The sequence below is a fragment of the Enterobacter sp. ku-bf2 genome (genome assembly GCF_001742765.1).
Lineage (GTDB): Bacteria > Pseudomonadota > Gammaproteobacteria > Enterobacterales > Enterobacteriaceae > Enterobacter > Enterobacter quasiroggenkampii.
Genome location: NZ_MDVW01000012.1, coordinates 519,725 through 543,715, shown reverse-complemented (window position 1 = coordinate 543,715; position 23,991 = coordinate 519,725). Strand labels below are relative to the sequence as shown.

At 52.2% G+C, this 23,991-nt stretch carries 24 protein-coding genes; 4 read left to right on the top strand and 20 right to left on the bottom strand.

What is annotated here, in order from left to right; all coding sequences use genetic code 11:
- Positions 1-11: 11 nt before the first annotated feature.
- Genes BFG58_RS14900 through BFG58_RS14885 form a run of 4 tightly spaced genes read right to left on the bottom strand, consistent with a single transcriptional unit; the run spans position 12 to position 5,954 of the window.
- On the bottom strand, positions 12-1,859 hold the full coding sequence (locus BFG58_RS14900; protein ID WP_069720034.1) for an ATP-dependent helicase: 1,848 nt from the start codon (positions 1,857-1,859) through the stop codon (positions 12-14).
- On the bottom strand, positions 1,859-3,841 hold the full coding sequence (locus BFG58_RS14895) for an ATP-dependent endonuclease (protein ID WP_032230125.1): 1,983 nt from the start codon (positions 3,839-3,841) through the stop codon (positions 1,859-1,861). Before BFG58_RS14895 ends, BFG58_RS14900 begins: the two co-directional genes overlap by 1 nt.
- A 2-nt stretch (positions 3,842-3,843) precedes the next feature.
- Positions 3,844-4,488 carry a hypothetical protein gene (locus tag BFG58_RS14890; RefSeq protein ID WP_069720033.1) on the bottom strand — a complete coding sequence of 215 codons (645 nt, stop codon included), beginning with the start codon at positions 4,486-4,488 and terminating at the stop codon, positions 3,844-3,846.
- 2 nt (positions 4,489-4,490) lie between these two features.
- Positions 4,491-5,954 carry a tyrosine-type recombinase/integrase gene (locus tag BFG58_RS14885; RefSeq protein WP_069720032.1) on the bottom strand — a complete coding sequence of 488 codons (1,464 nt, stop codon included), beginning with the start codon at positions 5,952-5,954 and terminating at the stop codon, positions 4,491-4,493.
- Between the two features lie 147 nt (positions 5,955-6,101).
- On the opposite strand from BFG58_RS14885, the gene mutS reads away from it, so the two are divergent.
- A complete protein-coding gene (gene mutS, locus BFG58_RS14880) occupies positions 6,102-8,669 on the top strand; it encodes a DNA mismatch repair protein MutS (RefSeq protein ID WP_069720045.1) in 2,568 nt (855 codons plus the stop codon).
- A gap of 138 nt (positions 8,670-8,807) precedes the next feature.
- Here mutS and BFG58_RS14875 read toward each other — a convergent pair whose 3' ends face one another.
- From BFG58_RS14875 to BFG58_RS14865, 3 genes are read right to left on the bottom strand one after another with little or no spacing between them, the layout of a single operon-like run.
- On the bottom strand, positions 8,808-9,029 hold the full coding sequence (locus BFG58_RS14875) for a non-oxidative hydroxyarylic acid decarboxylases subunit D (RefSeq protein WP_003862116.1): 222 nt from the start codon (positions 9,027-9,029) through the stop codon (positions 8,808-8,810).
- A gap of 10 nt (positions 9,030-9,039) precedes the next feature.
- On the bottom strand, positions 9,040-10,467 hold the full coding sequence (locus BFG58_RS14870) for a non-oxidative hydroxyarylic acid decarboxylases subunit C (RefSeq protein ID WP_008499594.1): 1,428 nt from the start codon (positions 10,465-10,467) through the stop codon (positions 9,040-9,042).
- Entirely contained in the window at positions 10,457-11,059 is a 603-nt protein-coding gene (locus BFG58_RS14865; RefSeq protein ID WP_069720031.1) for a non-oxidative hydroxyarylic acid decarboxylases subunit B, read from the bottom strand. Before BFG58_RS14865 ends, BFG58_RS14870 begins: the two co-directional genes overlap by 11 nt.
- Before the next feature lie 172 nt (positions 11,060-11,231).
- Between BFG58_RS14865 and BFG58_RS14860 the strand changes: the two genes are divergently transcribed.
- A complete protein-coding gene (locus tag BFG58_RS14860) occupies positions 11,232-11,639 on the top strand; it encodes a MarR family winged helix-turn-helix transcriptional regulator (protein WP_023294441.1) in 408 nt (135 codons plus the stop codon).
- On the opposite strand, the gene BFG58_RS14855 is transcribed toward BFG58_RS14860, so the two are convergent.
- Entirely contained in the window at positions 11,636-12,523 is an 888-nt protein-coding gene (locus tag BFG58_RS14855; protein ID WP_069720030.1) for a LysR family transcriptional regulator, read from the bottom strand. The two genes, BFG58_RS14860 and BFG58_RS14855, sit on opposite strands and share 4 nt — an antisense overlap.
- Before the next feature lie 108 nt (positions 12,524-12,631).
- On the opposite strand from BFG58_RS14855, the gene BFG58_RS14850 reads away from it, so the two are divergent.
- Positions 12,632-13,834, top strand: a complete 1,203-nt coding sequence (locus BFG58_RS14850; protein ID WP_069720029.1) for an MFS transporter — start codon at positions 12,632-12,634, stop codon at positions 13,832-13,834.
- Positions 13,831-14,211 carry a DUF4440 domain-containing protein gene (locus BFG58_RS14845; RefSeq protein ID WP_063622361.1) on the top strand — a complete coding sequence of 127 codons (381 nt, stop codon included), beginning with the start codon at positions 13,831-13,833 and terminating at the stop codon, positions 14,209-14,211. Before BFG58_RS14850 ends, BFG58_RS14845 begins: the two co-directional genes overlap by 4 nt.
- Before the next feature lie 52 nt (positions 14,212-14,263).
- On the opposite strand, the gene rpoS is transcribed toward BFG58_RS14845, so the two are convergent.
- The 12 genes from rpoS to cysD all read right to left on the bottom strand — a co-directional run bounded on the left by rpoS (position 14,264) and on the right by cysD (position 23,984).
- Positions 14,264-15,256, bottom strand: coding sequence for an RNA polymerase sigma factor RpoS (rpoS, locus tag BFG58_RS14840; RefSeq protein WP_008499600.1), 993 nt, complete (start codon positions 15,254-15,256; stop codon positions 14,264-14,266).
- A gap of 59 nt (positions 15,257-15,315) precedes the next feature.
- Positions 15,316-16,440 (bottom strand): murein hydrolase activator NlpD, encoded by a 1,125-nt coding sequence (gene nlpD, locus BFG58_RS14835; protein WP_069720028.1) that lies wholly within the window; start codon positions 16,438-16,440, stop codon positions 15,316-15,318.
- Positions 16,441-16,556: 116 nt separating this feature from the next.
- Complete coding sequence (locus tag BFG58_RS14830; RefSeq protein WP_008499604.1) at positions 16,557-17,183, bottom strand: protein-L-isoaspartate(D-aspartate) O-methyltransferase; 627 nt, start codon at positions 17,181-17,183, stop codon at positions 16,557-16,559.
- Positions 17,177-17,938: a 5'/3'-nucleotidase SurE gene (surE, locus tag BFG58_RS14825; protein ID WP_021241911.1), complete on the bottom strand. Its 762-nt coding sequence runs from the start codon at positions 17,936-17,938 to the stop codon at positions 17,177-17,179. The genes BFG58_RS14830 and surE overlap by 7 nt, the downstream gene beginning before the upstream one ends.
- The gene (gene truD / locus BFG58_RS14820) at positions 17,919-18,968 is read right to left on the bottom strand and encodes a tRNA pseudouridine(13) synthase TruD (RefSeq protein ID WP_069720027.1); all 1,050 of its coding nucleotides are present in this window, start codon (positions 18,966-18,968) and stop codon (positions 17,919-17,921) included. Before truD ends, surE begins: the two co-directional genes overlap by 20 nt.
- A complete protein-coding gene (gene ispF / locus BFG58_RS14815) occupies positions 18,965-19,444 on the bottom strand; it encodes a 2-C-methyl-D-erythritol 2,4-cyclodiphosphate synthase (protein ID WP_008499607.1) in 480 nt (159 codons plus the stop codon). The genes truD and ispF overlap by 4 nt, the downstream gene beginning before the upstream one ends.
- Positions 19,444-20,154 (bottom strand): 2-C-methyl-D-erythritol 4-phosphate cytidylyltransferase, encoded by a 711-nt coding sequence (gene ispD, locus BFG58_RS14810; protein ID WP_045908487.1) that lies wholly within the window; start codon positions 20,152-20,154, stop codon positions 19,444-19,446. Before ispD ends, ispF begins: the two co-directional genes overlap by 1 nt.
- Positions 20,155-20,173: 19 nt before the next feature.
- Complete coding sequence (gene ftsB / locus BFG58_RS14805) at positions 20,174-20,485, bottom strand: cell division protein FtsB (RefSeq protein ID WP_008499609.1); 312 nt, start codon at positions 20,483-20,485, stop codon at positions 20,174-20,176.
- Between the two features lie 166 nt (positions 20,486-20,651).
- The gene (locus BFG58_RS14800) at positions 20,652-20,978 is read right to left on the bottom strand and encodes a DUF3561 family protein (protein WP_008499610.1); all 327 of its coding nucleotides are present in this window, start codon (positions 20,976-20,978) and stop codon (positions 20,652-20,654) included.
- 58 nt (positions 20,979-21,036) lie between these two features.
- Positions 21,037-21,642: an adenylyl-sulfate kinase gene (gene cysC, locus BFG58_RS14795; RefSeq protein ID WP_021241908.1), complete on the bottom strand. Its 606-nt coding sequence runs from the start codon at positions 21,640-21,642 to the stop codon at positions 21,037-21,039.
- A complete protein-coding gene (gene cysN, locus BFG58_RS14790; protein ID WP_032653189.1) occupies positions 21,642-23,066 on the bottom strand; it encodes a sulfate adenylyltransferase subunit CysN in 1,425 nt (474 codons plus the stop codon). The genes cysC and cysN overlap by 1 nt, the downstream gene beginning before the upstream one ends.
- A 9-nt stretch (positions 23,067-23,075) precedes the next feature.
- Entirely contained in the window at positions 23,076-23,984 is a 909-nt protein-coding gene (gene cysD / locus BFG58_RS14785) for a sulfate adenylyltransferase subunit CysD (protein WP_006811770.1), read from the bottom strand.
- Between the last annotated feature and the right edge of the window lie 7 nt (positions 23,985-23,991).

Below are 23,991 nucleotides of genomic sequence, written 5' to 3'. Positions count from 1 at the left end.
GCCATCATTTTTCAACCTTGATAATCTTCAGCCTCGATACCACAATAAGTTATCATGTTTGTTATTAACGGTATATCATTACAATTCTGCTTGAAAGACCTGCCATAACTATTGTTTCTTATTTTACAACGAGTCATTAATACTTCTTCAATGGCTCTTGAAAATGCCACAAAGACTGTTTTTTGATTTTCTATTTGCTCTTCTTCTTTACCAAAATAGGCACCAGGTTCAAGCCCCACAACGATGACCTTCCTGAACTCTAACCCTTTACTTTTATGGATGGTCATAAGAGGTATTGTTTTATTGCCAAGTAATAAATCAATGGCTTCTGATGTGTTTTCTTTTACATCTAACTTATCGAGGTGGCGAGAAAGTAATTCTATGCTATATTCTAAACCATTCCCACTCATATACTGCGGAAAGTAAGACTTTATTTTATCGACACCAAATATACTTAATAATGAATATAAATAATCGACAATTTCTCCTTTAATTACCCGATGAGATTTAATAAACTGGCTAAGTTCTTTTTCTAACCGTGTAACATCACCTCTTTTACTTACTCCTCTTATATTACATAGAAGCTCCATTGCAGTGGCCCAGCTTTCTATGGATTTTCTATTACAGACAAACATTAGCATTTGTAAAAGTAACTGTACTACAGCTTCATTTAAAAGATCCTGATACTCGTTCTCAAGGCGACATTGTATTTTCAAATATTGCAATGCTGAAATGATATCGTCTGTATATTGTTTAGCCGGGTTTCTTAGCAGTATACATATATCTCTTTCATTTACTCCTTCAGCAATCCATTGCTGGATACATAATGCTATATATGCCCCTTCAATACTACTTTCGTCAAATTGTAGTAACTTAGCTGAACCTTCATTTTCAATCAACATCATATCAGGCTTTATATCAGCATGATTCATGAAAGCTTCCATCATGCGTTGATAATTTATGAGGTTTTTTAATGACCTTCTATTGCTAACTAATTCATTAGATTGTTCGATTCCAAAATCTTTTTTAAACACATCAAAAGCATTGTGCATTGCACCTGCCCAACCCATTATTCTTTGTTTTGTATCACCGACTGCTGTTATTTTTATTTTTTTACCCAAGAAAATGCTCTTAAAAATCTCATATTGCCTATATGTTGTGTCCTGAAACTCATCGATAAAAGCATAGTCATATGTTGAATTTATAGCATTAGATAAATATTGATTCCTACTAATAATATAATTAGCAAGAAAATTAATCATCTTGAATGAAATCCTTGATTTTGGTTTTAATAAGTGTAACCACACAAACCGTCTTATCCTGCCATCAACAGAATGTTCTAATGCTTTATTATAAGGAGTTACTATATAATTCTCTTCAAAATTATAAGGTTGTAATTTATTTAATTCTTCAGATGTTAAACCTTCAAAGCCTACGGCCTCTCTTTTAATTTCTTCAACTAAATCATTATTATTTGGAAAGATTATTTCATAGTCATTTGATGGACGATAAGATTCCGGAATAGTGCTTTTAAAGCGATCAACAATACTTTTACAGAATGCATCAAATGTTGTTGATTCAAATTTGTGTCTATATTTTGTATCAAGCCGTGAGTTTACTCTATCTTGAAGATTTTTGGCCGCATCTTTTTTAAAGGATAATGCAATTATTTTTTTATTGCTGCATTTTCCTGTCTCAATCAAGAAACAAGCTTTCTGAGCCAATAATTCTGTTTTACCTGCACCGGGACCAGCAAGAACGAGATTATGCCCTGTACTATTTCGAATTACCCTCATAGCCTCGTCTTCTACTTCTTGGATATCCTTTAAAACCCAATCGGCATCTTTAATAGTCGGCATTAAAGTAATCCTCTTACTGTTTCGATAATTTCATTAAGAACTTCAGGACTATCATCTCTTAACTTATCGTCTTCCATTTTTGATAGAACATAATTGTGCGATAATGGTTTACCTCTTCCTAAAAATAGGTAACGATACCAAAAATATTTTTCATAATCATCGAACTCACTAATATCAATATCTTTCTCTTCTTTTTTCAAAACTGCAGCAATTGCCGATTTAACTTTATTATCATATTCATGATCGTCATCTTTTGGCAATCTTGGCCCACCATTTTTGGGAACAAATGTCTTATAATCCTCAAAGAATTTATTAAGCATTAGCCAATCTAAATCGTAGGGGTAAGAAAAATAAACATTATAATCTTTTAGACAATTAATCCATGCCGATTCATTATCTTGATCCTCATCCCATGTATGCATTTTTTCAAGCTCTTCATCACTTAAAGTTCCTGAAGTAATACTTAACAATTCATTTTTATCTGCACCTATAGATATTAATTGTTTGACTGCATATTTAATTCTTCCCCAACCACCACCTCCTCCTCTCTTGAAATCATAGTCGAGAAGAGTCACATGTGGAATTGAAAGCTCATTGAGTAACTTCCAAAAATGATTAACATATCGCCCTCCTAATGGAGCAAATGTTATCAATGAAGTGTCAAGCTCTATACCATTTACTTGAGCTATTTTAGGTATTACTATTTCTTCGCTATCACCTTCACCAAGTATTACAACTTTTGCAAAATAAATTTCTGGATATGCCTTCACTGCTTCTTTTACATAAGTGAAAGTATCAACATTGTCTCCATCGTCTTCATCTTCGCTTGGTAATAATATTGGTTTGACAACAGTATTTTTATTATCATGTAGACGAAAATACCTTATATTTTCTGGTTCTACTCTATTGAGTAATGAAGGTGCGTGTGTTGTTAAAACAACCTGTGCTCGATCATTCTCAGATATATCTTCACATAGTTTAACTATTCTTCCTAAATATTGGGGTGAAAGATGATTTTCTGGTTCTTCGATTAATATTATCGTTAAATTTGGAGGATCTAATGCTTCTACTGATATTGATAATTCATTTTCTCCTGAATTAATGATCTCATCTTCAATATCAAATGCAGATTTGACTAACGAAAGATAAAACAATGACTTCATACCATCACTCAATCTTTCAGTTGGTAATGGCTGAGTCACCGGAGTAGGCATAAATACAGTATCTATATGCTTTAATACATCTTCTATTCCATTCATTACTGGCTGAATTTTAAGCTGTTCAAAATACCCTCCGCTAAAAAGAGTTTTCCAATTTCTGCCCAATGAAGATGTTATTGTCTGAACCCCAATTTCTTCTTGGAACTGGTTTCCGATTGATTCTGCAACCTCATCAACCGTTGAACTCATCTGTTCAGACCATTCAACTGCATTTATCAAACGGTGCATGATGGTTCCGGCTGTTTGCTTCAGTTGTTGAGCAGGATCGCGATAAGCAGGGACATAATGAACATGGATTTTTGATCTTTCATATGCTGTAATATTTTTTTCATATTCTCCTATTTCCCATACTAAATCACTATCTATATCCCCTTCTGCAAGATTAGTTTTTGTCCATTTAGCTTTTAATTTTGCTATACAGTATGGGATCTGGTCTGCTTCATTTGAGACCAAATGCTTAAAGAAATCAGCGACTGAATCGTCCTCACCATCTTGCAGATCTGCAAATTCAAATTTTACACGAACTGATAATTCTCTTTCATCTTGAGTATCGATTTCATCTCCAGGAGGAACATAAAAATCATCAACTTGAACAATTCTATCGGAGCTTTTGACACCAAACATCCTTGTCAATGCGAGGAGAACAGCCGTCTTACCTGTTCCATTCCCTCCAATTAAGCTGGTGAATGAATTTATATTTATAGTTTGCCCTACATTATCAAAGCTCTTAAAACCTTTGATCTCCATTTGTGTAATTTTCATTATCACCTCAATTGCTGTTTTAAAAAATTATAATCACTAATTATTTCTGCGTTTGTAATGATTTCTTGTGAGCACAGCTTAAAACATTCTAAAAATATATTTTTATTATCGTTATGTTCCCAATGTTTTTTCAAAGCTTCTTCAATTGAAATCCAAATAACTTGAAAATCGTTATTAGATATTTGGCTTGTTAAAACTGTTTCTTCCACACAAAGTATATGCCCTAAGATGACATCATCGTATATGTCAGTATCTGAATCTCTAACTCCTAACCTTTTTATTTTCCTTTTTTGGATGATTTTATTTTTAACAATAAAAGGATGTTCTTCTATAAAATCGGTCAATGATGTAAAAGCCAAGCCACGAACCTGAGCACCATGCATTGAACTATTTACTTTATGGATATCTCTCCAAACTCGCAGATCACCTAATACATAGAGAACCCGCTGATTTCTCGCTTTCGTATCTTCTGCTTGGTATTGGATATAAGGTGGCCCTCCCCCATTTTGTCTATATCGGGCAAGGGTTTTGATGCTTATGCCAAGAAAGACAGAAGCAAGCTCACTATTTACAATGGCAGAATCAGGCATTTGACCAAATAGTTTCCATACCTCTGAATACTCCCGCAAAACTTCCACCACACTCATCTTCACTCCCTCGTTTCAGGTAATGGAGGATACTTAGCCGAAGCAAGTAACACATTGTATAATTTAGGAGCAGTCATAAGCATATGCAACTCAATCCTTTGTAATGCTTCAAAAATCCGTTCTTGATCAGGTTCTGCATACCTTTCTGTTGGATCTGTTGTATTTCTGTGATTGAGCAGTCTCTTAACGACGGCATATGAAACAAGTTCTTCAGCAACCCTACCAAATGTCCTTCGTAGATCATGCATACCAAGCTTCAGGATTCCCGCCTCTTGGCAGATATATTCCCTTAGACTTTTACTATCGGAATAGTGACCAACTTTACTTCGAGAAGAACGGGCCGGGAAAACCCACTTCTGTTTGTCCTTCTGGGTTACCGTATCGTTTACTATGTCTCTTCTATCTTCCAAAATTCTTTTGACAGCATCACAAATCGGAAGCTCGTGATCGTTTCGATTCTTAGTGTCGTAAAAACGGATAGTTCTGTTACTCAGGTCAACATAGCTTGTCGTTTTAGCTTCTTCCTTTGTAAGAGACTCTCGCCAACACAGAGAAGCTGTTTCTTCCTTACGAGCACCTAAGAGAACGGTAAGTAGCAGATAATCGCACCCAAGCCGGTTGAAGCTTCTCTTGTTGAACAATGCAGTCAAGAACCGACCAAGTGTATCCTTTGGTGATAAGGGGTTTCTGACACCTTTTGCCCGATAACTATCCTCAAGCTCAGAACGTGTCCTAAACTTTTTCTGTACCTTTAAGATACTGAAAGGGTTGTAAGATAGAGAAGGTTGTCGTTGCTGGGTCTGAGCATTCCCAGCTTCAATCTCTATTGCGTGTTTTACAGCAACATTCGCCCACCTAAAGGTCTGTTCCGCTGCTGTTCTGGCTCTTGAAGCAATCTCATCAAACTTCCTAAGAATTTCATTACCAGTAAGATCTTTAACTCGCAAACCAGCCCACTCAGAAAGCCTGTTTTCTGCTTTATCTAATACAGCCAAGGTGTTGGGTTTAGCTGGTTTCGCTCTACCCAGCAGATGCTGGCGGTATTGTGCAAACACTTCACTGATAGTGAGTTCAGAAGCATCGGACTCCCGTTTTATTTTGTTAGGGTTCCTTTTGGTCAACTTCATGGTTTGAACTAAATTGCGAGCAACCTCGCGGGCTTGATCGATGTTAGCGAAATCAGAGACATTGCCAATTGTAGACCTGATAACCTCAGATGGGGATTTTCCCCCTGTCTTAGGGCGATTGCCAGGAGAAGAGACTCGTCGCTGAACGATATAGGTCTTTTTCGTTGCACTGATTTTGACACCAAAACCAACGGGTGAATCCCGGTGATTATCAGTGATAAGATACGGTTTTCGCTCTGGATTGGGTAAGTAGACTACTCTGCCTTGCGGATCAAGGCTCGGTTTCACGTCGATAGATAACTTATTGATTATAATCGACTGATTGAGTGTCATTTTCATCGATGTATACCAGTGGTTCAAGTGTGTATACCAGATAGTAGCTAGAATACTTCTGGTATACAAATTTATGGGTTTATGTGAGTTTAAAGGGGTATCACTTGGGGCCACATAAGTACTCAGAAGACTTTAAAAATGAGTAAAATCAATATGAAAGAGTCTGCAAGCAAGGATCTATCAGACCACACTCCTATGATGCAGCAGTATCTGAAGCTGAAGGCACAGCATCCGGAAATCCTGCTGTTTTACCGTATGGGCGATTTTTACGAGCTGTTTTATGACGATGCTAAGCGTGCATCGCAGCTGCTCGACATCTCGCTGACTAAACGTGGCGCATCGGCAGGTGAGCCCATCCCGATGGCAGGCATTCCGCACCATGCGGTAGAAAACTACCTGGCGAAACTGGTGAATCAGGGTGAATCTGTCGCCATCTGCGAACAGATCGGCGACCCCGCGACCTCAAAAGGTCCGGTGGAACGCAAAGTCGTGCGCATCGTCACGCCGGGCACCATCAGTGATGAAGCCCTGCTTCAGGAGCGCCAGGATAACCTGCTGGCCGCGCTCTGGCAGGACGGCAAAGGGTTTGGCTACGCAACGCTGGACATCAGCTCCGGGCGTTTTCGTCTGAGTGAACCGGCCGATCGTGAAACGATGGCAGCCGAACTGCAGCGCACCAACCCGGCAGAATTGCTCTACGCCGAAGATTTCGCCGAAATGGCGCTGATTGAAGGTCGTCGCGGGTTGCGCCGCCGTCCGCTGTGGGAATTCGAAATTGATACCGCGCGCCAGCAGCTGAATCTGCAGTTTGGCACCCGCGATCTGATTGGCTTTGGTGTTGAAAATGCCCCGCGCGGTCTGTGCGCGGCAGGTTGCCTCCTGCAGTACGTGAAAGATACCCAGCGCACTGCCCTACCGCACATTCGCTCTATCACCATGGAGCGCCAGCAGGACAGCATCATCATGGATGCCGCCACGCGCCGTAACCTGGAGATCACGCAGAACCTGGCGGGCGGTGTAGAAAATACGCTTGCGTCGGTCCTGGACAGTACGGTCACGCCAATGGGCAGCCGTATGCTGAAACGCTGGCTGCATATGCCGATTCGCGATACCGCAACGCTGGTTTGCCGTCAGCAGACGATTGCCGCCCTGCAGGATCGGTATACCGAGCTGCAGCCTGTCCTGCGTCAGGTGGGGGATCTGGAACGTATCCTGGCCCGTCTGGCGCTGCGCACGGCGCGACCGCGCGACCTCGCGCGGATGCGTCATGCTTTCCAGCAGTTACCGGAACTGCGCGCGCAGCTGAGCGACGTTGACAGCGCGCCGGTACAGAAACTCCGCGAAACCATGGGTGAATTTACCGAACTCCGCGAGCTGCTTGAACGCGCCATTATTGATGCGCCTCCGGTTCTCGTGCGTGATGGCGGCGTGATTGCCCCGGGCTACAACGAGGAGCTGGACGAATGGCGCGCGCTGGCCGACGGTGCGACGGACTACCTTGATAAGCTGGAGATCCGCGAGCGCGAGCGTCTTGGGCTCGACACCCTGAAAGTGGGTTATAACGCGGTTCATGGTTACTACATTCAAATCAGCCGCGGGCAGAGCCACCTGGCACCGATTCACTACGTGCGCCGCCAGACGTTGAAAAACGCTGAACGCTATATCATTCCCGAGCTGAAAGAGTATGAAGACAAAGTCCTCACCTCGAAAGGGAAAGCGCTGGCGCTGGAAAAACAGCTCTATGAAGAGCTGTTCGACATGCTGATGCCGCACCTGGCCGACCTGCAGCTGAGCGCCAGCGCGCTGGCGGAACTGGACGTGCTGGTGAACCTGGCAGAGCGCGCGGAAACGCTGAACTACACCTGCCCGACCTTTACCGACAAGCCGGGCATTCGTATTACCGAAGGCCGTCATCCGGTGGTCGAGCAGGTGCTAAACGAACCGTTCATCGCCAACCCGCTGAGCCTGTCGCCGCAGCGAAGAATGTTGATCATTACCGGTCCGAACATGGGCGGTAAGAGTACCTATATGCGTCAGACGGCGCTGATTGCCCTGCTTGCCTATATCGGCAGCTACGTTCCGGCGCAAAACGTGGAGATTGGCCCCATCGACCGTATCTTTACCCGTGTTGGAGCTGCGGACGATCTGGCGAGCGGTCGCTCAACCTTCATGGTCGAAATGACTGAAACGGCTAACATTCTGCATAACGCGACGGAGCACAGCCTGGTGCTGATGGACGAAGTCGGACGCGGAACGTCAACCTATGACGGTTTGTCGCTGGCATGGGCCTGCGCGGAAAGCCTCGCGAATAAAATCAAGGCCATGACGCTGTTCGCCACCCACTACTTCGAGCTGACGCAGCTGCCGGATAAAATGGAAGGGGTGGCCAACGTCCACCTTGATGCGCTGGAGCACGGCGACACCATCGCCTTCATGCACACGGTGCAGGATGGCGCGGCAAGCAAGAGCTATGGTCTGGCCGTTGCGGCGCTGGCTGGTGTACCGAAAGAGGTGATCAAGCGCGCGCGTCAGAAACTGCGTGAACTGGAAAGCCTGTCACCGAATGCGGCGGCGACGCAGATTGACGGTACGCAGATGTCGCTGCTGGTACCGGCGGAAGAGACATCGCCTGCCGTGGAAGCGCTGGAAAACCTCGATCCGGATTCACTGACGCCGCGTCAGGCGCTGGAGTGGATTTATCGTTTGAAGAGTCTGGTTTAGTTTTCTGCGATCTTTGCCCGGTGGCGCTGCGCTTACCGGGCCAACGGTTTTTGTAGGCCGGGTAAGGCGAAGCCGCCACCCGGCAAAAAAGACCGCACGATGTTATCACCCGGTAAGCGCAGCGCCACCGGGCTTTTTTTACAGTAGCGGCGGGATTGTCGGCACCTGCGGCGCCTCATCGATATCCTTCTGCGTCATGCGGAACGCTTCCGGGTAATGTTCGCGGCTGGTACGACGCAACGGTTCGGTATCGCGCCAGGTATACAGACAATGCTGGCACTGATAAACGGTCCAGACCCCTTTCACCGGTGACGTCGCCATCACTTCAATATGCTCATCGGCACAACGTGGACAAATCATCTTTTCCTCCTTATTGGCGTGCTGCCAGCATCGCGGTCAGTTTTTCGGCCCAGGCTTTGGTTTCAGGCAGATCCTGTACCGGCTGGCTGTAGTGGCCTCGGGTGTCCGGTGCAACCGGCGTGGTGGCATCGATAATCAGCTTGTCGGTAATGCCCGCCGGGCTGGATCCAGGATCCAGTTCCAGCACCGACATGTTCGGCAACTGCACCAGATCGCCAGCCGGATTGACCTTCGATGACAGCGCCCACATCACCTGCGGGAGGTTGAACGGGTCGACATCCTCATCCACCATGATCACCATCTTCACGTAGCCCAGGCCGTGCGGCGTGGTCATGGCACGCAAGCCGACCGCGCGGGCAAAACCGCCGTAACGCTTTTTGGTGGAGATAATCGCCAGCAGGCCGTGGGTGTACATCGCGTTCACCGCCTGCACTTCCGGGAACTCCGCTTTCAGCTGCTGGTAGAGCGGCACGCAGGTGGCTGGCCCCATCAGATAATCAATCTCGGTCCACGGCATACCGAGATAAAGGGATTCGAAAATCGGTTTGGTGCGGTAAGAAACTTTGTCGATACGCACAACCGTCATGTTACGGCCACCGGAGTAGTGCCCGGTAAACTCGCCGAACGGCCCTTCAATTTCGCGCTTACGGCCTTCAATCACCCCTTCCAGGATCACTTCAGAACCCCACGGCACGTCGAAGCCGGTCAGCGGCGCGGTGGCAATCGGATATGGGCTTTCACGCAGCGCGCCGGCCATTTCATACTCTGACTGATCGTATTTCAGCGGCGTCGCGCCCATTAGGGTAATGATCGGATCGTTGCCGAGGGTAATGGCAATCGGCAGGTCTTCGCCGCGCTCTTCGGCTTTGTGCAGATGCAGAGCGATATCGTGCATCGGTACCGGCTGCAGGCCGAGCTTGCGCTTGCCCTTCACTTCCATGCGATAGATGCCGACGTTCTGCTTGCCGAAGTTATCCGGGTCGAGCGGATCGCGCGAGACGACGCACGCTTTATCGAGATAGAACCCCCCGTCGCCGTCGTTCAGACGGAACAGCGGCAGAATATCGAACAGGTTAATGTCTTCACCGTCCACCGTATTCTGCGCCCAGGCCGGATTGGCGCGGCGCTCTGGCGCAATCGGGAATTTATCCCAGCGGCGAATAAACTCGTCGATCTGCTTTTTCACTGGCGTGTTCGCAGGCAGCCCCATCGAGATGGCATGGTTCTGCCAGGAGCCGATGGTGTTCATCACCACGCGGGCATCGGTAAACCCGCGAATGTTGTCGAACCACAGCGCGGGCGCGCCGTCACCGATGCGGCCGGTCGCGTTGGCTGCCGCCGCCAGATCCGGCTCGGCGTTTACCTCTTCCTCAATTTTCAGCAGTTGCCCTTGCTCATCGAGCGCCTGCAGGAAGCTTCTCAAATCATCAAATGCCATCTTTATTCTCCTGTGAAAAATGTTTCGCCTCCCGCAACCCGTTCCAGCGGCGCGCCTTTTTATGCTCCAGACCAAACTGGTCAAGCACGCGGGTCACAATATGCTGGGTAATGTCATCGGCGGTTTGCGGGTGGTTGTAATACGCAGGCATGGGCGGCACCATCGCCACACCCATGCTGGAGAGCGCCAGCATATTCTCCAGATGAATGGTGCTGAGCGGCGTTTCACGGGGCACCAGCACCAGCTTGCGCCCCTCTTTCAGCACCACATCCGCCGCACGGCCTACCAGCCCTTCGGCATAGCCCGCGCGGATCCCGGCCAGCGTTTTCATGCTGCAGGGAATGACGATCATGCCGTCGGTACGAAATGAACCGGAGGAGATAGTGGCGGCCTGGTCAGCCGGGCTGTGGACGACGTCAGCCAGCGCAGCAACGTCCTGCGCGGTGTAAGGGGTTTCCAGTTCAATGGTGGTTTTTGCCCACTTCGACATCACCAGATGCGTCTCTACTTCCGGCATTTCCCGCAGCGCCTGCAGCAGCGCCACGCCCAGCGGAGCACCCGTTGCTCCCGTCATTCCCACGATTAATCTCATTCAGCACCTCAATCAATTTGTTCGTACACGAACATTGTGAGTAAACTACTCCCGGATCGATTTCCTGACAAGATTGTTCGCATACGATCACACGAATTGCTAAAAAATGCCGCGTTAAAATCCAGAGCAAGAGCGGCTATCATAGAGGGAGATTTTTTCCGTCGGAGTGTTCATGGAACTAAGACAAGAGGCGTTCCACCTGTTACGTCAGCTTTTTCAACAGCATACTGCCCAGTGGCAACATGCATTACCGGAGCTGACCAAGCCGCAGTATGCGGTGATGCGCTCCATTGCCGAGCATCCAGGCATCGAACAAGTGGCATTAACTGAAGTCGCGGTCAGCACGAAAGCGACCCTGGCGGAAATGCTCAGCCGCATGGAGGCACGCGGGCTGGTCAAACGCGAGCACGACCCTGCGGATAAGCGCCGTCGCTTTGTCTTCCTCACGCCAGAAGGTGAGGCCCTGCTTGCAGACTGTAAGCCGGTAGGCAATGAGGTTGATGAGGCCTTTTTAGGCCGTCTAAACAAGGCCGAGCGGGAGCAGTTCTCGGCTCTCATCAAAAAGATGATGCACGATTAATTCACGCTGGTGCGCATAAAATCGATAAAGGTGCGCACTTTCGCTGACACATGCCGGGCATCAGGATAGACCGCATAGATGCCCTGCCGCGCAAAAGTATACCCCGGTAAAACCTTCACCAGCGTTCCCGCATCAAGCGCATCGCGCACCAGCCATTCCGGCAGTAACGCCACGCCACCGCCTGCGAGCGCAAAAGCCATTAGCGACTGAGCGCTGTCGGCAAACAAACGCGGCGCTTTTTTTATCTCCAGCATGTCAGGCACACCGCGGGCATCTTTCACCTGCCAGCGCAGCGGCGATGCTAATCGCTCGTGGATGATCCACTCGGCTTGCGCCAGCTGCGCAAGCGAGTCGATCGGGTTTCTCACAAGCCACTCGGGCGTTGCGACGGGGAGAATAGAAAAGTGAGAAATCAGTGCGGCGTGGTTGCGTGAATCGACAAGCGTCCCCAGCCGGATGGCCACGTCAAAGCGCTCCGAGATAAGGTCAGCATGCAGTGACGACGAAGCATGTCGTACGCGAAGATCCGGGTGTTGGTGGCTAAATCTGGCCAGCAGCGGCACCACGACCCGGGCGCCATATTCCGGCGTGGTCGTGATCCGCAGTTCGCCGGTGAGCCCCGCATGGTTCGCGCGGACATCTTCCTGCAGCCGTTCGGCGTCCTTCAGAAGCGCCACGCTGCGCTGATGAAACAGCGCGCCCGCCTCGGTTAACGTCAGGCGGCGGGTAGAGCGCAGCAGCAGCGTAACGCCCAGCTCATCTTCAAGCTGGCGAATATTGAAGCTGACGACCGCTTTTGTCAGCCCCATCGACTCGGCAGCCGCCGTAAAACTGCCGGTGTCGGCCACTGCGATAAACATCTGCGTCCGCTGTAGGTTAATCATCGTCACGCCCGATACTGTCAAAATATTTTTGACAGTATATCGCGCTTTGTCAGGTTTATCCGTGATTCCCGAGCCGATACGATACGCCACCTCACCGGAGGATCCACCATGACGTATCGCAGCAAAATTGCCGTTGTCTATCTGCTGGGCTTTTTTCTTGATTTGATCAACATGTTTATTGCCAGCGTCGCCTTTCCGGCAATGGCTCACGCCTTTACTGCCACGCCTTCTGCGCTTGCCTGGGTCAGTAACGGGTATATTGCCGGTCTGACGCTGGTGATCCCGTTCAGCAGCGTGCTCACGCGCCGCATCGGGCCAAAGCGCGTCATCCTGTTTTCGCTTTTTCTGTTCAGTGCCGCCTCTGCTGCGGCAGGCACGTCGGCAACGCTTGAGAGTCTGATCGCCTGGCGAGTGCTTCAGGGCGTAGGAGGAGGCTTACTGATCCCGGTCGGACAGGCGCTGACCTGGCAACAGTTCAGGCCGCACGAGCGGGCCCGACTCTCCTCAGCGGTGATGCTGGTTGCGTTGCTTGCCCCGGCCTGCTCCCCGGCTGTCGGCGGCGTGCTGGTGCAGACGCTGGGCTGGCGATGGATCTTTTTCGCCACGCTCCCGGTGGCTATTGTGACCTTTGTTCTGGCCTGTCTGTGGCTTAAGCACGAAAAACCCACGATGAACGCGGCCAGACTGCTAAACCTGACCTTGCTCGCGGACCCGCTTTTGCGTTTTTCCATGCTTGTCTATTTATGCGTCCCCGGCATATTTATTGGGGTGAACGTCACGGGCATGTTTTATCTTCAGCACGAGGCGAACATGAGCCCAGCCGCAACGGGAATGCTCATGCTGCCGTGGTCTGTGGCATCGTTTCTCGCCATCACGGCGACGGGACGTTATTTTAACCGTATCGGCCCCCGGCCGCTGATCGTCATCGGCTGCCTGTTGCAGGCGGTGGGTATTCTGCTTTTGATTGACGTCAGCTCGTCAATGCTGTTGCCTGCCGTCGCGTTTACCCTGATGGGCGCGGGAGGAAGCCTGTGCAGCAGTACGGCTCAGAGCAGCGCGTTTCTGACAATGCGCCGGGACGAGATGCCGGATGCCAGCGCGCTGTGGAATCTCAATCGTCAGCTGAGCTTTTTTGCCGGTGCCCTGCTGCTTGCGCAGGTGCTGAACCTGGCGCAGGCGTGGCTGACACCTCACGCCGCCTGGCACGGGATGTTTATTTTTGCTGCAGGCATGACCTTGCTGCCTGTACTGTACGTTTTTCGTCTTAACAATACGCAGGTGCTAAACCCGCTGCGACAGGAGAATTCATGACGCCTTTCGAACACGACATTATCGACCTCCACATTGCGCTTGAAGACTGGTTAGGCAAAGGTGAAGGTGATCCCGACGCCCTGCTCGCCCGTTTCCGTCCCGATTTTCTGATGATCCCGCCGGGCGGTGTGCAGATCGACTATCGCGGCCTGGCCAGTTTTCTGGAAAAACAGCGCGGAAGCCGTCCCGGGCTGAAAATCGTTATTGACGAATTAACCACGGTCCAGAGCGGCGAACGGGGTGCAGTGCTTCACTACCGGGAGACGCAAACCCGGCCAGACCTGCCCGTCAACGTGCGCTGGTCGACCGCGGTGCTCAGTCAGGAAGGCGACAAAATAACGTGGCGTCTGCTGCACGAAACGGCGGCACAGCCGTAACACAAAAGAAAAAGGCCCGTCTCACGACGGGCCTTTTTTGACGAAAGGTTGCTTATTCGCGGAACAGCGCTTCGATATTCAGACCTTGCCCCTGCAGGATTTCACGCAGGCGGCGCAGACCTTCAACCTGAATCTGACGAACACGTTCACGGGTCAGGCCAATTTCACGGCCGACGTCTTCCAGTGTCGCAGCTTCATACCCCAGTAAACCGAAACGACGTGCCAGCACTTCACGCTGTTTGGCGTTCAGTTCGAACAGCCATTTGACGATGCTCTGTTTCATGTCATCGTCCTGCGTGGTGTCTTCCGGACCGTTATCTTTTTCATCGGCCAGGATGTCCAGCAGCGCTTTTTCGGAGTCGCCACCCAGCGGGGTGTCAACGGAGGTAATGCGCTCGTTGAGACGCAGCATACGGCTTACGTCATCAACCGGTTTATCGAGTTGTTCGGCAATTTCTTCTGCGCTTGGCTCGTGGTCCAGCTTATGGGACAACTCGCGTGCGGTGCGCAGATAGACGTTCAACTCTTTAACGATGTGGATCGGCAGGCGGATCGTACGGGTCTGGTTCATAATAGCCCGTTCGATGGTCTGACGAATCCACCAGGTCGCGTAGGTTGAGAAACGGAACCCGCGTTCCGGGTCAAACTTCTCAACTGCGCGGATGAGACCTAAGTTGCCCTCTTCAATCAGATCCAGCAGAGCCAGACCACGATTGCCGTAACGGCGGGCAATTTTCACGACCAGTCGCAGGTTACTTTCAATCATGCGACGACGCGAGGCGACATCACCACGCAAAGCACGACGTGCGAAATAGACTTCTTCTTCGGCCGTTAGCAGTGGGGAGTAACCAATCTCCCCAAGGTAAAGCTGAGTCGCGTCCAGTACACGCTGTGTGGCACCCTGCGATAACAGCTCTTCTTCAGCCAAATCGTTATCACTGGGTTCCTCTTCTACTAAGGCTTTTTCGTCAAAAGCCTCTACTCCGTTCTCATCAAATTCCGCGTCTTCATTTAAATCATGAACTTTCAGCGTATTCTGACTCATAAGGTGGCTCCTACCCGTGATCCCTGAACGAGACACCCTGGCTGGCATGCCCCGTCAAATTATCGCTGCGGCAAATACTGCAGCGGGTTTACGGATTTCCCCTTGTAACGAATTTCAAAATGCAAGCGTGTAGAACTGGTTCCGGTGCTACCCATGGTAGCGATTTTTTGCCCCGCCTTAACTTCTTGTTGTTCCCGGACCAGCATTGTGTCGTTATGGGCGTAGGCACTCAGGTAATCATCGTTATGTTTGATGATAATAAGATTACCGTAACCGCGCAGAGCGTTACCGGCATACACAACGCGTCCATCTGCGGTCGCGATGATAGCCTGTCCTTTACTCCCTGCGATATCGATCCCTTTATTTCCCCCTTCGGAGGAAGAGAAGTTTTCGATAACCTTGCCGTCAGTCGGCCAGCGCCATGCAGAAATCGGCGAACTGGAGGTCATACTGCTGGCAGTCGGTTCAGTAGAGCTAACCACAGGTGCCGTAACCGGTGCTGTGACAGCAGTCGCAGTCCCTTTATTATTCGGCAACATTTTGTTAGCAGTCTGATCACCTGAATCCTCAGAATACGTAATTACAGGTTGTGAAGCAACCACCGTGGTGGATTTTTGTGCAGGCTTAACGCTGTTATTTTGAGCCGTCACATCGGCCGCTGAAACCGTGTTGCCAGGCGTAAGCGGCGTACCCGTCGCGTTGCCCACCTGGAGCGTTTGCCCGACTTCCAGACCATATGGGGCCTGGACGTTGTTGCGCTGCGCGAGGTCACGGAAATCGTTCCCGGTGATCCACGCAATGTAGAACAGCGTATCACCGCGTTTCACGGTATAGGTGCTGCCACCGGTGTAGCTACCTTTCGGAATGTTCCCATACTGGCGGTTATAGACTATGCGGCCATTTTGGGTCTGAACAGGTTGTTCAACTGGCTGAACCTGCATTGGCTGTGTAACAGGATGTTGCACAGGCTGAATTTGTGGCGTTTGCTGCGGTGTAGCCGTCCCCATTTTAGGTGGCGGCGTGATTAACATTCCGCTGGACGTGTTACCGGAGCCGCTGTTTCCGCCGACGGAACTGACGGGCGCAGGCGCGTTGTTAGAACTTGTACAGCCTGCCAGCCAGAGCGAAACCAGTGATAATGCCGCAACACGGCTGATGGTGAATTTAGGGCTTCCCGCGCTCATTTATCCCCCAGGAATGTGTTAACTACCAGTGACTTAAAATTTACCGTGATGGCACGAATCTTTCGCGCCACACCATACGCTGAATTTGCCTTAATAACCCTGGATAATTCCGAGTCTCAGGCCAACTCCCCCTTCACCAGAGGCACAAAGCGCACGGCTTCCACGGTATCGATAATAAACTCGCCGCCGCGCCGACGAACGCGCTTCAACAGCTGCTGCTCGTCCCCGACCGGCAGAACCAGAATGCCCCCCTCATCCAGCTGCGACAACAGGGCTGCTGGAATTTCAGGCGGGGCCGCCGTCACGATGATAGCGTCAAACGGGGCGCGAGCTTTCCAACCCTGCCATCCATCACCGTGTCGTGTCGAAACATTATGTAAATCAAGTTGTTTCAGGCGACGACGCGCCTGCCACTGTAAACCTTTAATCCGCTCAACGGAGCAAACATGATGCACCAGATGCGCCAGGATCGCGGTCTGATACCCCGATCCAGTGCCAATCTCCAGCACGCGGGAGTCGGGCGTCAGCTCCAGCAGCTCCGTCATGCGAGCCACCATGTAAGGCTGCGAAATCGTCTGGCCCTGCCCGATGGGCAGCGCCACGTTTTCCCACGCTTTGTGTTCAAACGCCTCGTCTACAAATTTCTCACGCGGAACCAGGGCGAGCGCTTCAAGCACGTGCTCGTCGCGGATCCCCTGCGCGCGTAGTTGTTCCAGAAGAGTTTGTACACGTTTGTTTACCATTGCGCGTTCACTCCTGCGCGATCCAGCCAGCCCGACACCACATCATGCGCGCTATACGCGGTTAAATCTACGTGCAGCGGGGTAACCGAAACATAGCCTTCCTCTACGGCGGCAAAGTCGGTATCCGGACCCGCATCGCACTTATCGCCAGGAGGGCCGATCCAGTAAAGCGTGTTGCCGCGCGGATCCTGCTGTGGGATCACCTGATCGGCAGGATGTCGACTCCCGCAACGGGTGACGCGGATGCCTTTAATTTCATCAAGAGGAAGATCCGGCACGTTGATGTTGAGGATGCGTCCGGTACGCAACGGCTCACGGCCGAGCGCCCGCAGGATCGAACAGGTCACCGCGGCGGCGGTGTCGTAGTGCGTGTAGCCGTTCAACGAGACCGCCAGCGCCGGGAACCCCAGGTGACGTCCTTCCATTGCGGCCGCCACGGTGCCGGAGTAAATCACGTCATCGCCGAGGTTAGGCCCGGCGTTAATGCCGGAGACGACTATATCCGGACGCGGCCGCATCAGCGCGTTCACGCCCAGAAAAACACAGTCGGTTGGCGTGCCCATCTGTACGGCAATATCGCCATTTTCAAAGGTAAAGGTGCGAAGCGACGACTCCAGCGTCAGCGAGTTAGACGCTCCACTGCGGTTACGATCGGGTGCCACGACCTGCACATCCGCAAACTCGCGGAGGTGTTTCGCCAGGGTCTGAATGCCTGGCGCGTGGATCCCGTCATCGTTACTCAGCAATATTCGCATAATCACCCGAGGTGTTGATAAGTTCCCTGACAACACTGGTGGCAAAGCTGCCTGCCGGCAGCCAGAAGCGTAACTCGACGGTCACGTCATCCCACCAGTTCCAGCTTAACTGCTGCGGATAGAGCAGCATCGCGCGGCGTGCCGCGTCGACTTTTTCCCGCACCAGCAAGGACTGCAATTCTGGCGCATCCGCCACGGCTGACTGCTCGGCAGCCAGGGCGTCGCCCTGTGTTCCCCAGTCGCCCGTGCCAGGCAACGCGGCGGTGATCAGCAGCCCTTTTGCGTCCACGCGCGACTGGACATCGACCATCTCTTCGGCCGTTGCCACAAACCAGCTTCCGCGTCCCGCTAATTGTAGCGCATCGCCAACAACAACTTGATTCGCGTCCGGTTTTTTCAGCCTTTCGCTCACAATCTGATTAAACAACGCACCGCGGGCCGCCGACAACCAAAAACTGCGTTTATTCCTGTCCCGCACCGGCGCGTCGCTTTGCGCCCAGCGCAGTGCGCCCTGCAGGTTGCTGCCGCCAATGCCGAAGCGCTGCGCGCCAAAGTAGTTCGGTACGCCGCGGTCACTGATGGCGTTCAGACGTTTTTCAACGTCTTCACGGTCAGTCACTTCGCGCAGCACCAGCGTAAACGCGTTGCCTTTCAACGCGCCCAGACGCAGTTTGCGCTTGTGGCGGGCATATTCCAGTACCTTACAGCCCTCAAGCTCAAATTTGCTTAAATCAGGCATCGTATTGCCGGGAACGCGCGCGCAGAGCCACTGTTCGGTGACGGCGTGTTTATCTTTCTGCCCGGCAAAGCTCACCTCGCGGGCATGAATTTTGAGAAATTTTGCCAGCGCGTCGGCCACAAAGCGGGTATTGCAGCCATTTTTCAGAATACGCACCAGGATATGTTCGCCTTCGCCATCCGGCTCAAAGCCCAGATCCTCGACCACGAGGAAATCTTCAGGGCTGGCTTTCAGCACCCCGTTCCCCTGCGGTTTGCCATGCAGATATGTCAGGTTGTCGAAGTCTGTCATTTGCTCGCCTTCACCAGCAGCGCCACGGCTTCACAGGCAATCCCTTCGCCACGACCGGTGAAGCCCAGCTTCTCAGTCGTCGTCGCTTTGACGTTCACGTCGTCCATATGGCAGCCCAGATCTTCTGCGATAAACACGCGCATCTGCGGAATGTGCGGCAGCATTTTCGGGGCCTGGGCGATAATCGTCACGTCGACGTTGCCAAGGGTGTAGCCTTTCGCCTGGATGCGGCGCCACGCTTCGCGCAGCAGTTCACGGCTGTCTGCCCCTTTAAACGCCGGATCGGTGTCCGGGAACAGCTTGCCGATATCACCCAGTGCGGCCGCGCCCAACAGCGCGTCGGTCAGCGCATGCAGCGCCACGTCGCCATCAGAATGCGCCAGCAGCCCTTTTTCATAAGGAATGCGCACGCCGCCAATGATAATTGGGCCTTCGCCGCCAAAGGCGTGTACATCAAAACCGTGTCCAATTCGCATTATGCCTTCTCCTGATGGGTCAAACGGGTAAGATAAAATTCCGCGAGCTGTAAATCTTCCGGACGCGTCACTTTAATATTATCAGCACGTCCTTCAACAAGCGTTGGGTGGAAACCGCAGTACTCCAGCGCAGAGGCTTCGTCCGTAATGGTCGCACCTTCGTTAAGCGCGCGCGTTAAGCAGTCGTGGAGTAATTCGCGGGGGAAAAATTGCGGCGTCAGCGCGTGCCATAGATCGACGCGATCGACGGTGTGGGCGATAGCCCGTTTGCCCGGCTCGGCACGCTTCATGGTGTCGCGCACGGGGGCGGCCAGAATGCCACCCACTTTGCTGGTTTCGCTCAACGCCAGCAGGCGAGCGAGATCGTCCTGATGCAGGCACGGACGCGCCGCGTCATGCACCAGCACCCACGGCGCGTTATCGGCAGCCTGAATGCCTGCCAGCACGGAATCGGCGCGCTCGGCACCGCCATCGACAACGGTAATCTGTGGATGATTTGCCAGCGGTAGCTGCGCGAAGCGCGCATCGCCCGGGCTGATAGCGATGATCACCCGCGTCACCCGCGGGTGCGCCAGCAGCGCCGCAACGGCGTGCTCGAGGATCGTTTTATCGCCAATAGAGAGGTATTGCTTGGGACATTCTGTCTGCATGCGCCGGCCAAAACCTGCGGCCGGCACCACGGCGCATACGTCCGAAAAAGTTACTGCCATGTCGTAATCCTGGGCCTGATTATCGATTGTTTTGTGCTGAGCCCTGATTGCGTTTAGACGCATCCGGAACCAGACGATAAAAGGTTTCGCCCGGCTTAGTCATACTGAGTTCATTGCGTGCGCGTTCCTCAATCGCCTCTTGCCCGCCATTGAGGTCATCAATTTCAGCGAAGAGTTGATCGTTTCGCGCCTTAAGTTTGGCGTTTGTTGCCTGCTGAGCCGCGACGTCATCGCTCACCCGGCTATAGTCGTGCAGTCCGTTCTTACCGAACCACAGCGAATATTGCAGCCAGATTAGCAAAGCCAGCAACAGCAGCGTTAGTTTACCCATCCTGCCCCCTGAAAAACGGCATCATCATCCCAAGACTTCCCCAGAGCACTACGCCGGGGTAACAGAGATGCCGCAACATCGCGGGCAAATGTACCACATTTTTTCCGCAGAATCGTCCTGCTCAATATCGTTACACAGTTGGTTACGGTTTGAATTATGGCTGAAGTTAGCCCATGAGCCACAAAAATAACAGACCAAACATCAGAACCACCGTCACAATCGTGACCACGGTACTGTAGAGCAGCTTGCCATTGAGCAGCGAGTGCAGCGCAATGCCGACGACAACCGCCACAGGCATCAGCGCCAGAAAGAAAGGCCAGGTGTAGAGAAAGAAGAACAGCGTGTTTCCGCCGTAGATAAGAAACGGGATACCCAGCGCCAGCAACCATGAGACGAAGCCAATGATGGCCCCAGGAAATGACCAGGTCGTTTCGTCGTCGGTCGCAAGCGGCTCCGACCCGGTGGTGGTAATGTAATGTTCACTGTTGCGCATAGCTAGTCCTGTGACCGTGACTCATCGTTCGGGAAGACAGCTCCCGAACGATACCGTCTCAGGATCTGATAATATCGTCCCGTCTGAGCAGGTCTAATAATTGGCTTACTAAATTTGTTACCAATTGTTGACCCTCCAGGTGAATTTCAGGCGATTCAGGCGCTTCGTAGACCGCGTCAATTCCGGTGAAGTTGCGCAGCTCCCCGGCACGCGCTTTTTTGTACAGCCCTTTCGGGTCGCGCGCTTCGCAAACCTCCAGCGGCGTATCCACAAACACTTCAATAAAGCGATCCTGACCGACGCGTTCGCGCACCATCTGGCGCTCGGCGCGGTGCGGAGAGATAAACGCGGTCAGCACCACCAGCCCGGCATCGGCCATCAGGCTGGCGACTTCCCCGACCCGGCGGATGTTCTCTTTGCGGTCGTCGTCGCTGAACCCTAAATCGCTGCACAGGCCATGGCGCACGTTGTCGCCATCCAGCAGGTACGTGCTTACGCCCTGCTGATGCAATGCCTCTTCCAGCGCGCCCGCCACCGTCGATTTACCCGAGCCGGACAGCCCGGTAAACCACAGCACAACCCCACGGTGACCGTGGAGCTGTTCGCGCTGGGCGACGGTGACCGGATGAGGATGCCAGACGACGTTCTCATCATGGGCGGCCATTACTTGCCTCCCAGCAGATCGCGCGCGCCCCAGTGCGGAAAGTGTTTACGCACCAGCGCATTCAGTTCCAGCTCAAAGGCGCTGAATTCAGAGGCCACGGCAGCCTGTTTAATCGGTTCGCGTACCATACCGGCCCCGACGGTAACGTTGGTCAGCCTGTCGATAAAGATAAGCCCGCCCGTCACCGGGTTCTGCTGATACGGATCCAGCACCAGCGGTTCGTCGAAGGTCAGATCGACCAGACCAATACCGTTCAGCGGCAGCTCGGTAACCTCGCGCTGGGTCAGATTGTTGATGTCCACCTGGAACTGAATACCGTCCACGCGGGCGCGGGTCTTCTTGCCGGCAATTTTGATGTCGTAGCTCTGGCCCGGCGTCAGCGGTTGCTCCGCCATCCACACCACATCCACGGAAGCCCCCTGCACGGCGGCCAGGGTTTCCTGGGCATCCACCAGCAGATCGCCCCGGCTGATATCAATCTCGTCTTTCAGCACCAGCGTAACCGCTTCACCGGCACCCGCGTCCTGCAGGTCACCGTCGAAGGTGACGATGCGGGCGATGGTCGATTCCACGCCGGATGGCAGCACCTTGACGCGCTGACCGACCTTCACAGAGCCTGACGCAAGGGTACCGGAGAAACCGCGGAAGTCGAGGTTTGGACGGTTCACGTACTGCACCGGGAAGCGCATCGGCTGGGTGTCGACCACGCGCTGGATTTCAACCGTTTCCAGCACTTCCAGCAGCGTCGGGCCGCTGTACCACGGCATGTTCGCGCTCTGGGAGGCGACGTTATCCCCTTCCAGCGCCGAGAGCGGCACAAAGCGGATATCCAGGTTGCCCGGCAGCTGTTCAGCAAAGGTCAGATAGCTCTGGCGGATCTCCTCGAACTTCTCTTCGCTGAAGTTCACCAGATCCATCTTGTTGACCGCCACCACCAGGTGTTTGATCCCCAGCAGCGTGGAGATAAAGCTGTGGCGACGGGTCTGATCCAGCACGCCTTTACGCGCGTCGATCAGCAGGATCGCCAGGTCGCAGGTCGACGCGCCGGTCGCCATATTGCGGGTGTACTGTTCGTGCCCCGGGGTGTCGGCGATAATAAATTTGCGCTTCTCGGTAGAGAAATAGCGGTAGGCCACGTCGATAGTGATGCCCTGCTCGCGCTCCGCCTGCAGGCCATCCACCAGCAGCGCCAGATCCAGCTTTTCACCCTGGGTACCGTGACGCTTACTGTCATTATGCAGGGAAGAGAGCTGATCTTCATAAATCTGGCGCGTATCGTGCAGCAGGCGGCCAATCAGGGTACTTTTCCCGTCATCCACGCTGCCGCAGGTCAGAAAACGCAGCAGGCTTTTGTGTTGTTGCGCATGCAGATACGCTTCCACACCGCCTTCTTTGGCAATTTGTTGAGCAATAGTGGTGTTCATGGCGGCTCCTTAGAAATAACCCTGACGTTTCTTCAGCTCCATGGAGCCTGCCTGGTCGCGGTCAATCACGCGCCCCTGTCGCTCGCTGGTGGTCGACACCAGCATCTCTTCGATGATCTCCGGCAGCGTTTGCGCACTGGACTCCACCGCGCCGGTCAGCGGCCAGCAGCCGAGGGTGCGGAAACGGACCATCTGTTTTTTGATCACTTCGCCCGGCTGCAGGTCGATGCGATCGTCGTCGATCATCATCAGCATGCCGTCGCGCTCCAGCACCGGGCGCTCGGCAGCCAGGTACAGCGGAACGATTTCGATGTTTTCCAGATAGATGTACTGCCAGATATCCAGCTCGGTCCAGTTGGAGAGCGGGAAGACGCGGATGCTTTCGCCCTTGTTAATCTGGCCGTTGTAGTTGTGCCACAGCTCCGGACGCTGGTTTTTGGGGTCCCAGCGGTGGAAGCGATCGCGGAAGGAGTAGATACGCTCTTTAGCGCGTGATTTCTCTTCGTCACGACGCGCGCCGCCGAAGGCCGCATCAAAACCATATTTGTTCAGCGCCTGCTTCAGCCCTTCGGTTTTCATGATATCGGTGTGTTTGGCGCTGCCGTGCACGAACGGGTTAATGCCCATCGCCACCCCTTCCGGGTTTTTATGCACCAGCAGCTCGCAGCCGTAGGCTTTCGCGGTACGATCGCGGAACTCGTACATCTCGCGGAATTTCCAGCCGGTATCCACGTGCAGCAGCGGGAACGGCAGCGTACCTGGATAAAACGCTTTACGCGCCAGATGCAGCATGACGCTGGAATCTTTACCGATGGAGTACATCATCACCGGGTTAGAAAACTCGGCGGCCACTTCGCGGATAATATGGATACTTTCCGCTTCGAGCTGCCGCAGGTGTGTAAGACGTTTTTGGTCCATAACCGTT

Coding starts and splice junctions, on each gene's coding strand:
- BFG58_RS14900 (WP_069720034.1), bottom strand. CDS start 1,859: ATGCCGACTATTAAAGATGCCGATTGGGTTTTAAAGGATATCCAAGAA.
- BFG58_RS14895 (WP_032230125.1), bottom strand. CDS start 3,841: ATGAAAATTACACAAATGGAGATCAAAGGTTTTAAGAGCTTTGATAAT.
- BFG58_RS14890 (WP_069720033.1), bottom strand. CDS start 4,488: ATGAGTGTGGTGGAAGTTTTGCGGGAGTATTCAGAGGTATGGAAACTA.
- BFG58_RS14885 (WP_069720032.1), bottom strand. CDS start 5,954: ATGAAAATGACACTCAATCAGTCGATTATAATCAATAAGTTATCTATC.
- mutS (WP_069720045.1), top strand. CDS start 6,102: ATGAAAGAGTCTGCAAGCAAGGATCTATCAGACCACACTCCTATGATG.
- BFG58_RS14875 (WP_003862116.1), bottom strand. CDS start 9,029: ATGATTTGTCCACGTTGTGCCGATGAGCATATTGAAGTGATGGCGACG.
- BFG58_RS14870 (WP_008499594.1), bottom strand. CDS start 10,467: ATGGCATTTGATGATTTGAGAAGCTTCCTGCAGGCGCTCGATGAGCAA.
- BFG58_RS14865 (WP_069720031.1), bottom strand. CDS start 11,059: ATGAGATTAATCGTGGGAATGACGGGAGCAACGGGTGCTCCGCTGGGC.
- BFG58_RS14860 (WP_023294441.1), top strand. CDS start 11,232: ATGGAACTAAGACAAGAGGCGTTCCACCTGTTACGTCAGCTTTTTCAA.
- BFG58_RS14855 (WP_069720030.1), bottom strand. CDS start 12,523: ATGATTAACCTACAGCGGACGCAGATGTTTATCGCAGTGGCCGACACC.
- BFG58_RS14850 (WP_069720029.1), top strand. CDS start 12,632: ATGACGTATCGCAGCAAAATTGCCGTTGTCTATCTGCTGGGCTTTTTT.
- BFG58_RS14845 (WP_063622361.1), top strand. CDS start 13,831: ATGACGCCTTTCGAACACGACATTATCGACCTCCACATTGCGCTTGAA.
- rpoS (WP_008499600.1), bottom strand. CDS start 15,256: ATGAGTCAGAATACGCTGAAAGTTCATGATTTAAATGAAGACGCGGAA.
- nlpD (WP_069720028.1), bottom strand. CDS start 16,440: ATGAGCGCGGGAAGCCCTAAATTCACCATCAGCCGTGTTGCGGCATTA.
- BFG58_RS14830 (WP_008499604.1), bottom strand. CDS start 17,183: ATGGTAAACAAACGTGTACAAACTCTTCTGGAACAACTACGCGCGCAG.
- surE (WP_021241911.1), bottom strand. CDS start 17,938: ATGCGAATATTGCTGAGTAACGATGACGGGATCCACGCGCCAGGCATT.
- truD (WP_069720027.1), bottom strand. CDS start 18,968: ATGACAGACTTCGACAACCTGACATATCTGCATGGCAAACCGCAGGGG.
- ispF (WP_008499607.1), bottom strand. CDS start 19,444: ATGCGAATTGGACACGGTTTTGATGTACACGCCTTTGGCGGCGAAGGC.
- ispD (WP_045908487.1), bottom strand. CDS start 20,154: ATGGCAGTAACTTTTTCGGACGTATGCGCCGTGGTGCCGGCCGCAGGT.
- ftsB (WP_008499609.1), bottom strand. CDS start 20,485: ATGGGTAAACTAACGCTGCTGTTGCTGGCTTTGCTAATCTGGCTGCAA.
- BFG58_RS14800 (WP_008499610.1), bottom strand. CDS start 20,978: ATGCGCAACAGTGAACATTACATTACCACCACCGGGTCGGAGCCGCTT.
- cysC (WP_021241908.1), bottom strand. CDS start 21,642: ATGGCCGCCCATGATGAGAACGTCGTCTGGCATCCTCATCCGGTCACC.
- cysN (WP_032653189.1), bottom strand. CDS start 23,066: ATGAACACCACTATTGCTCAACAAATTGCCAAAGAAGGCGGTGTGGAA.
- cysD (WP_006811770.1), bottom strand. CDS start 23,984: ATGGACCAAAAACGTCTTACACACCTGCGGCAGCTCGAAGCGGAAAGT.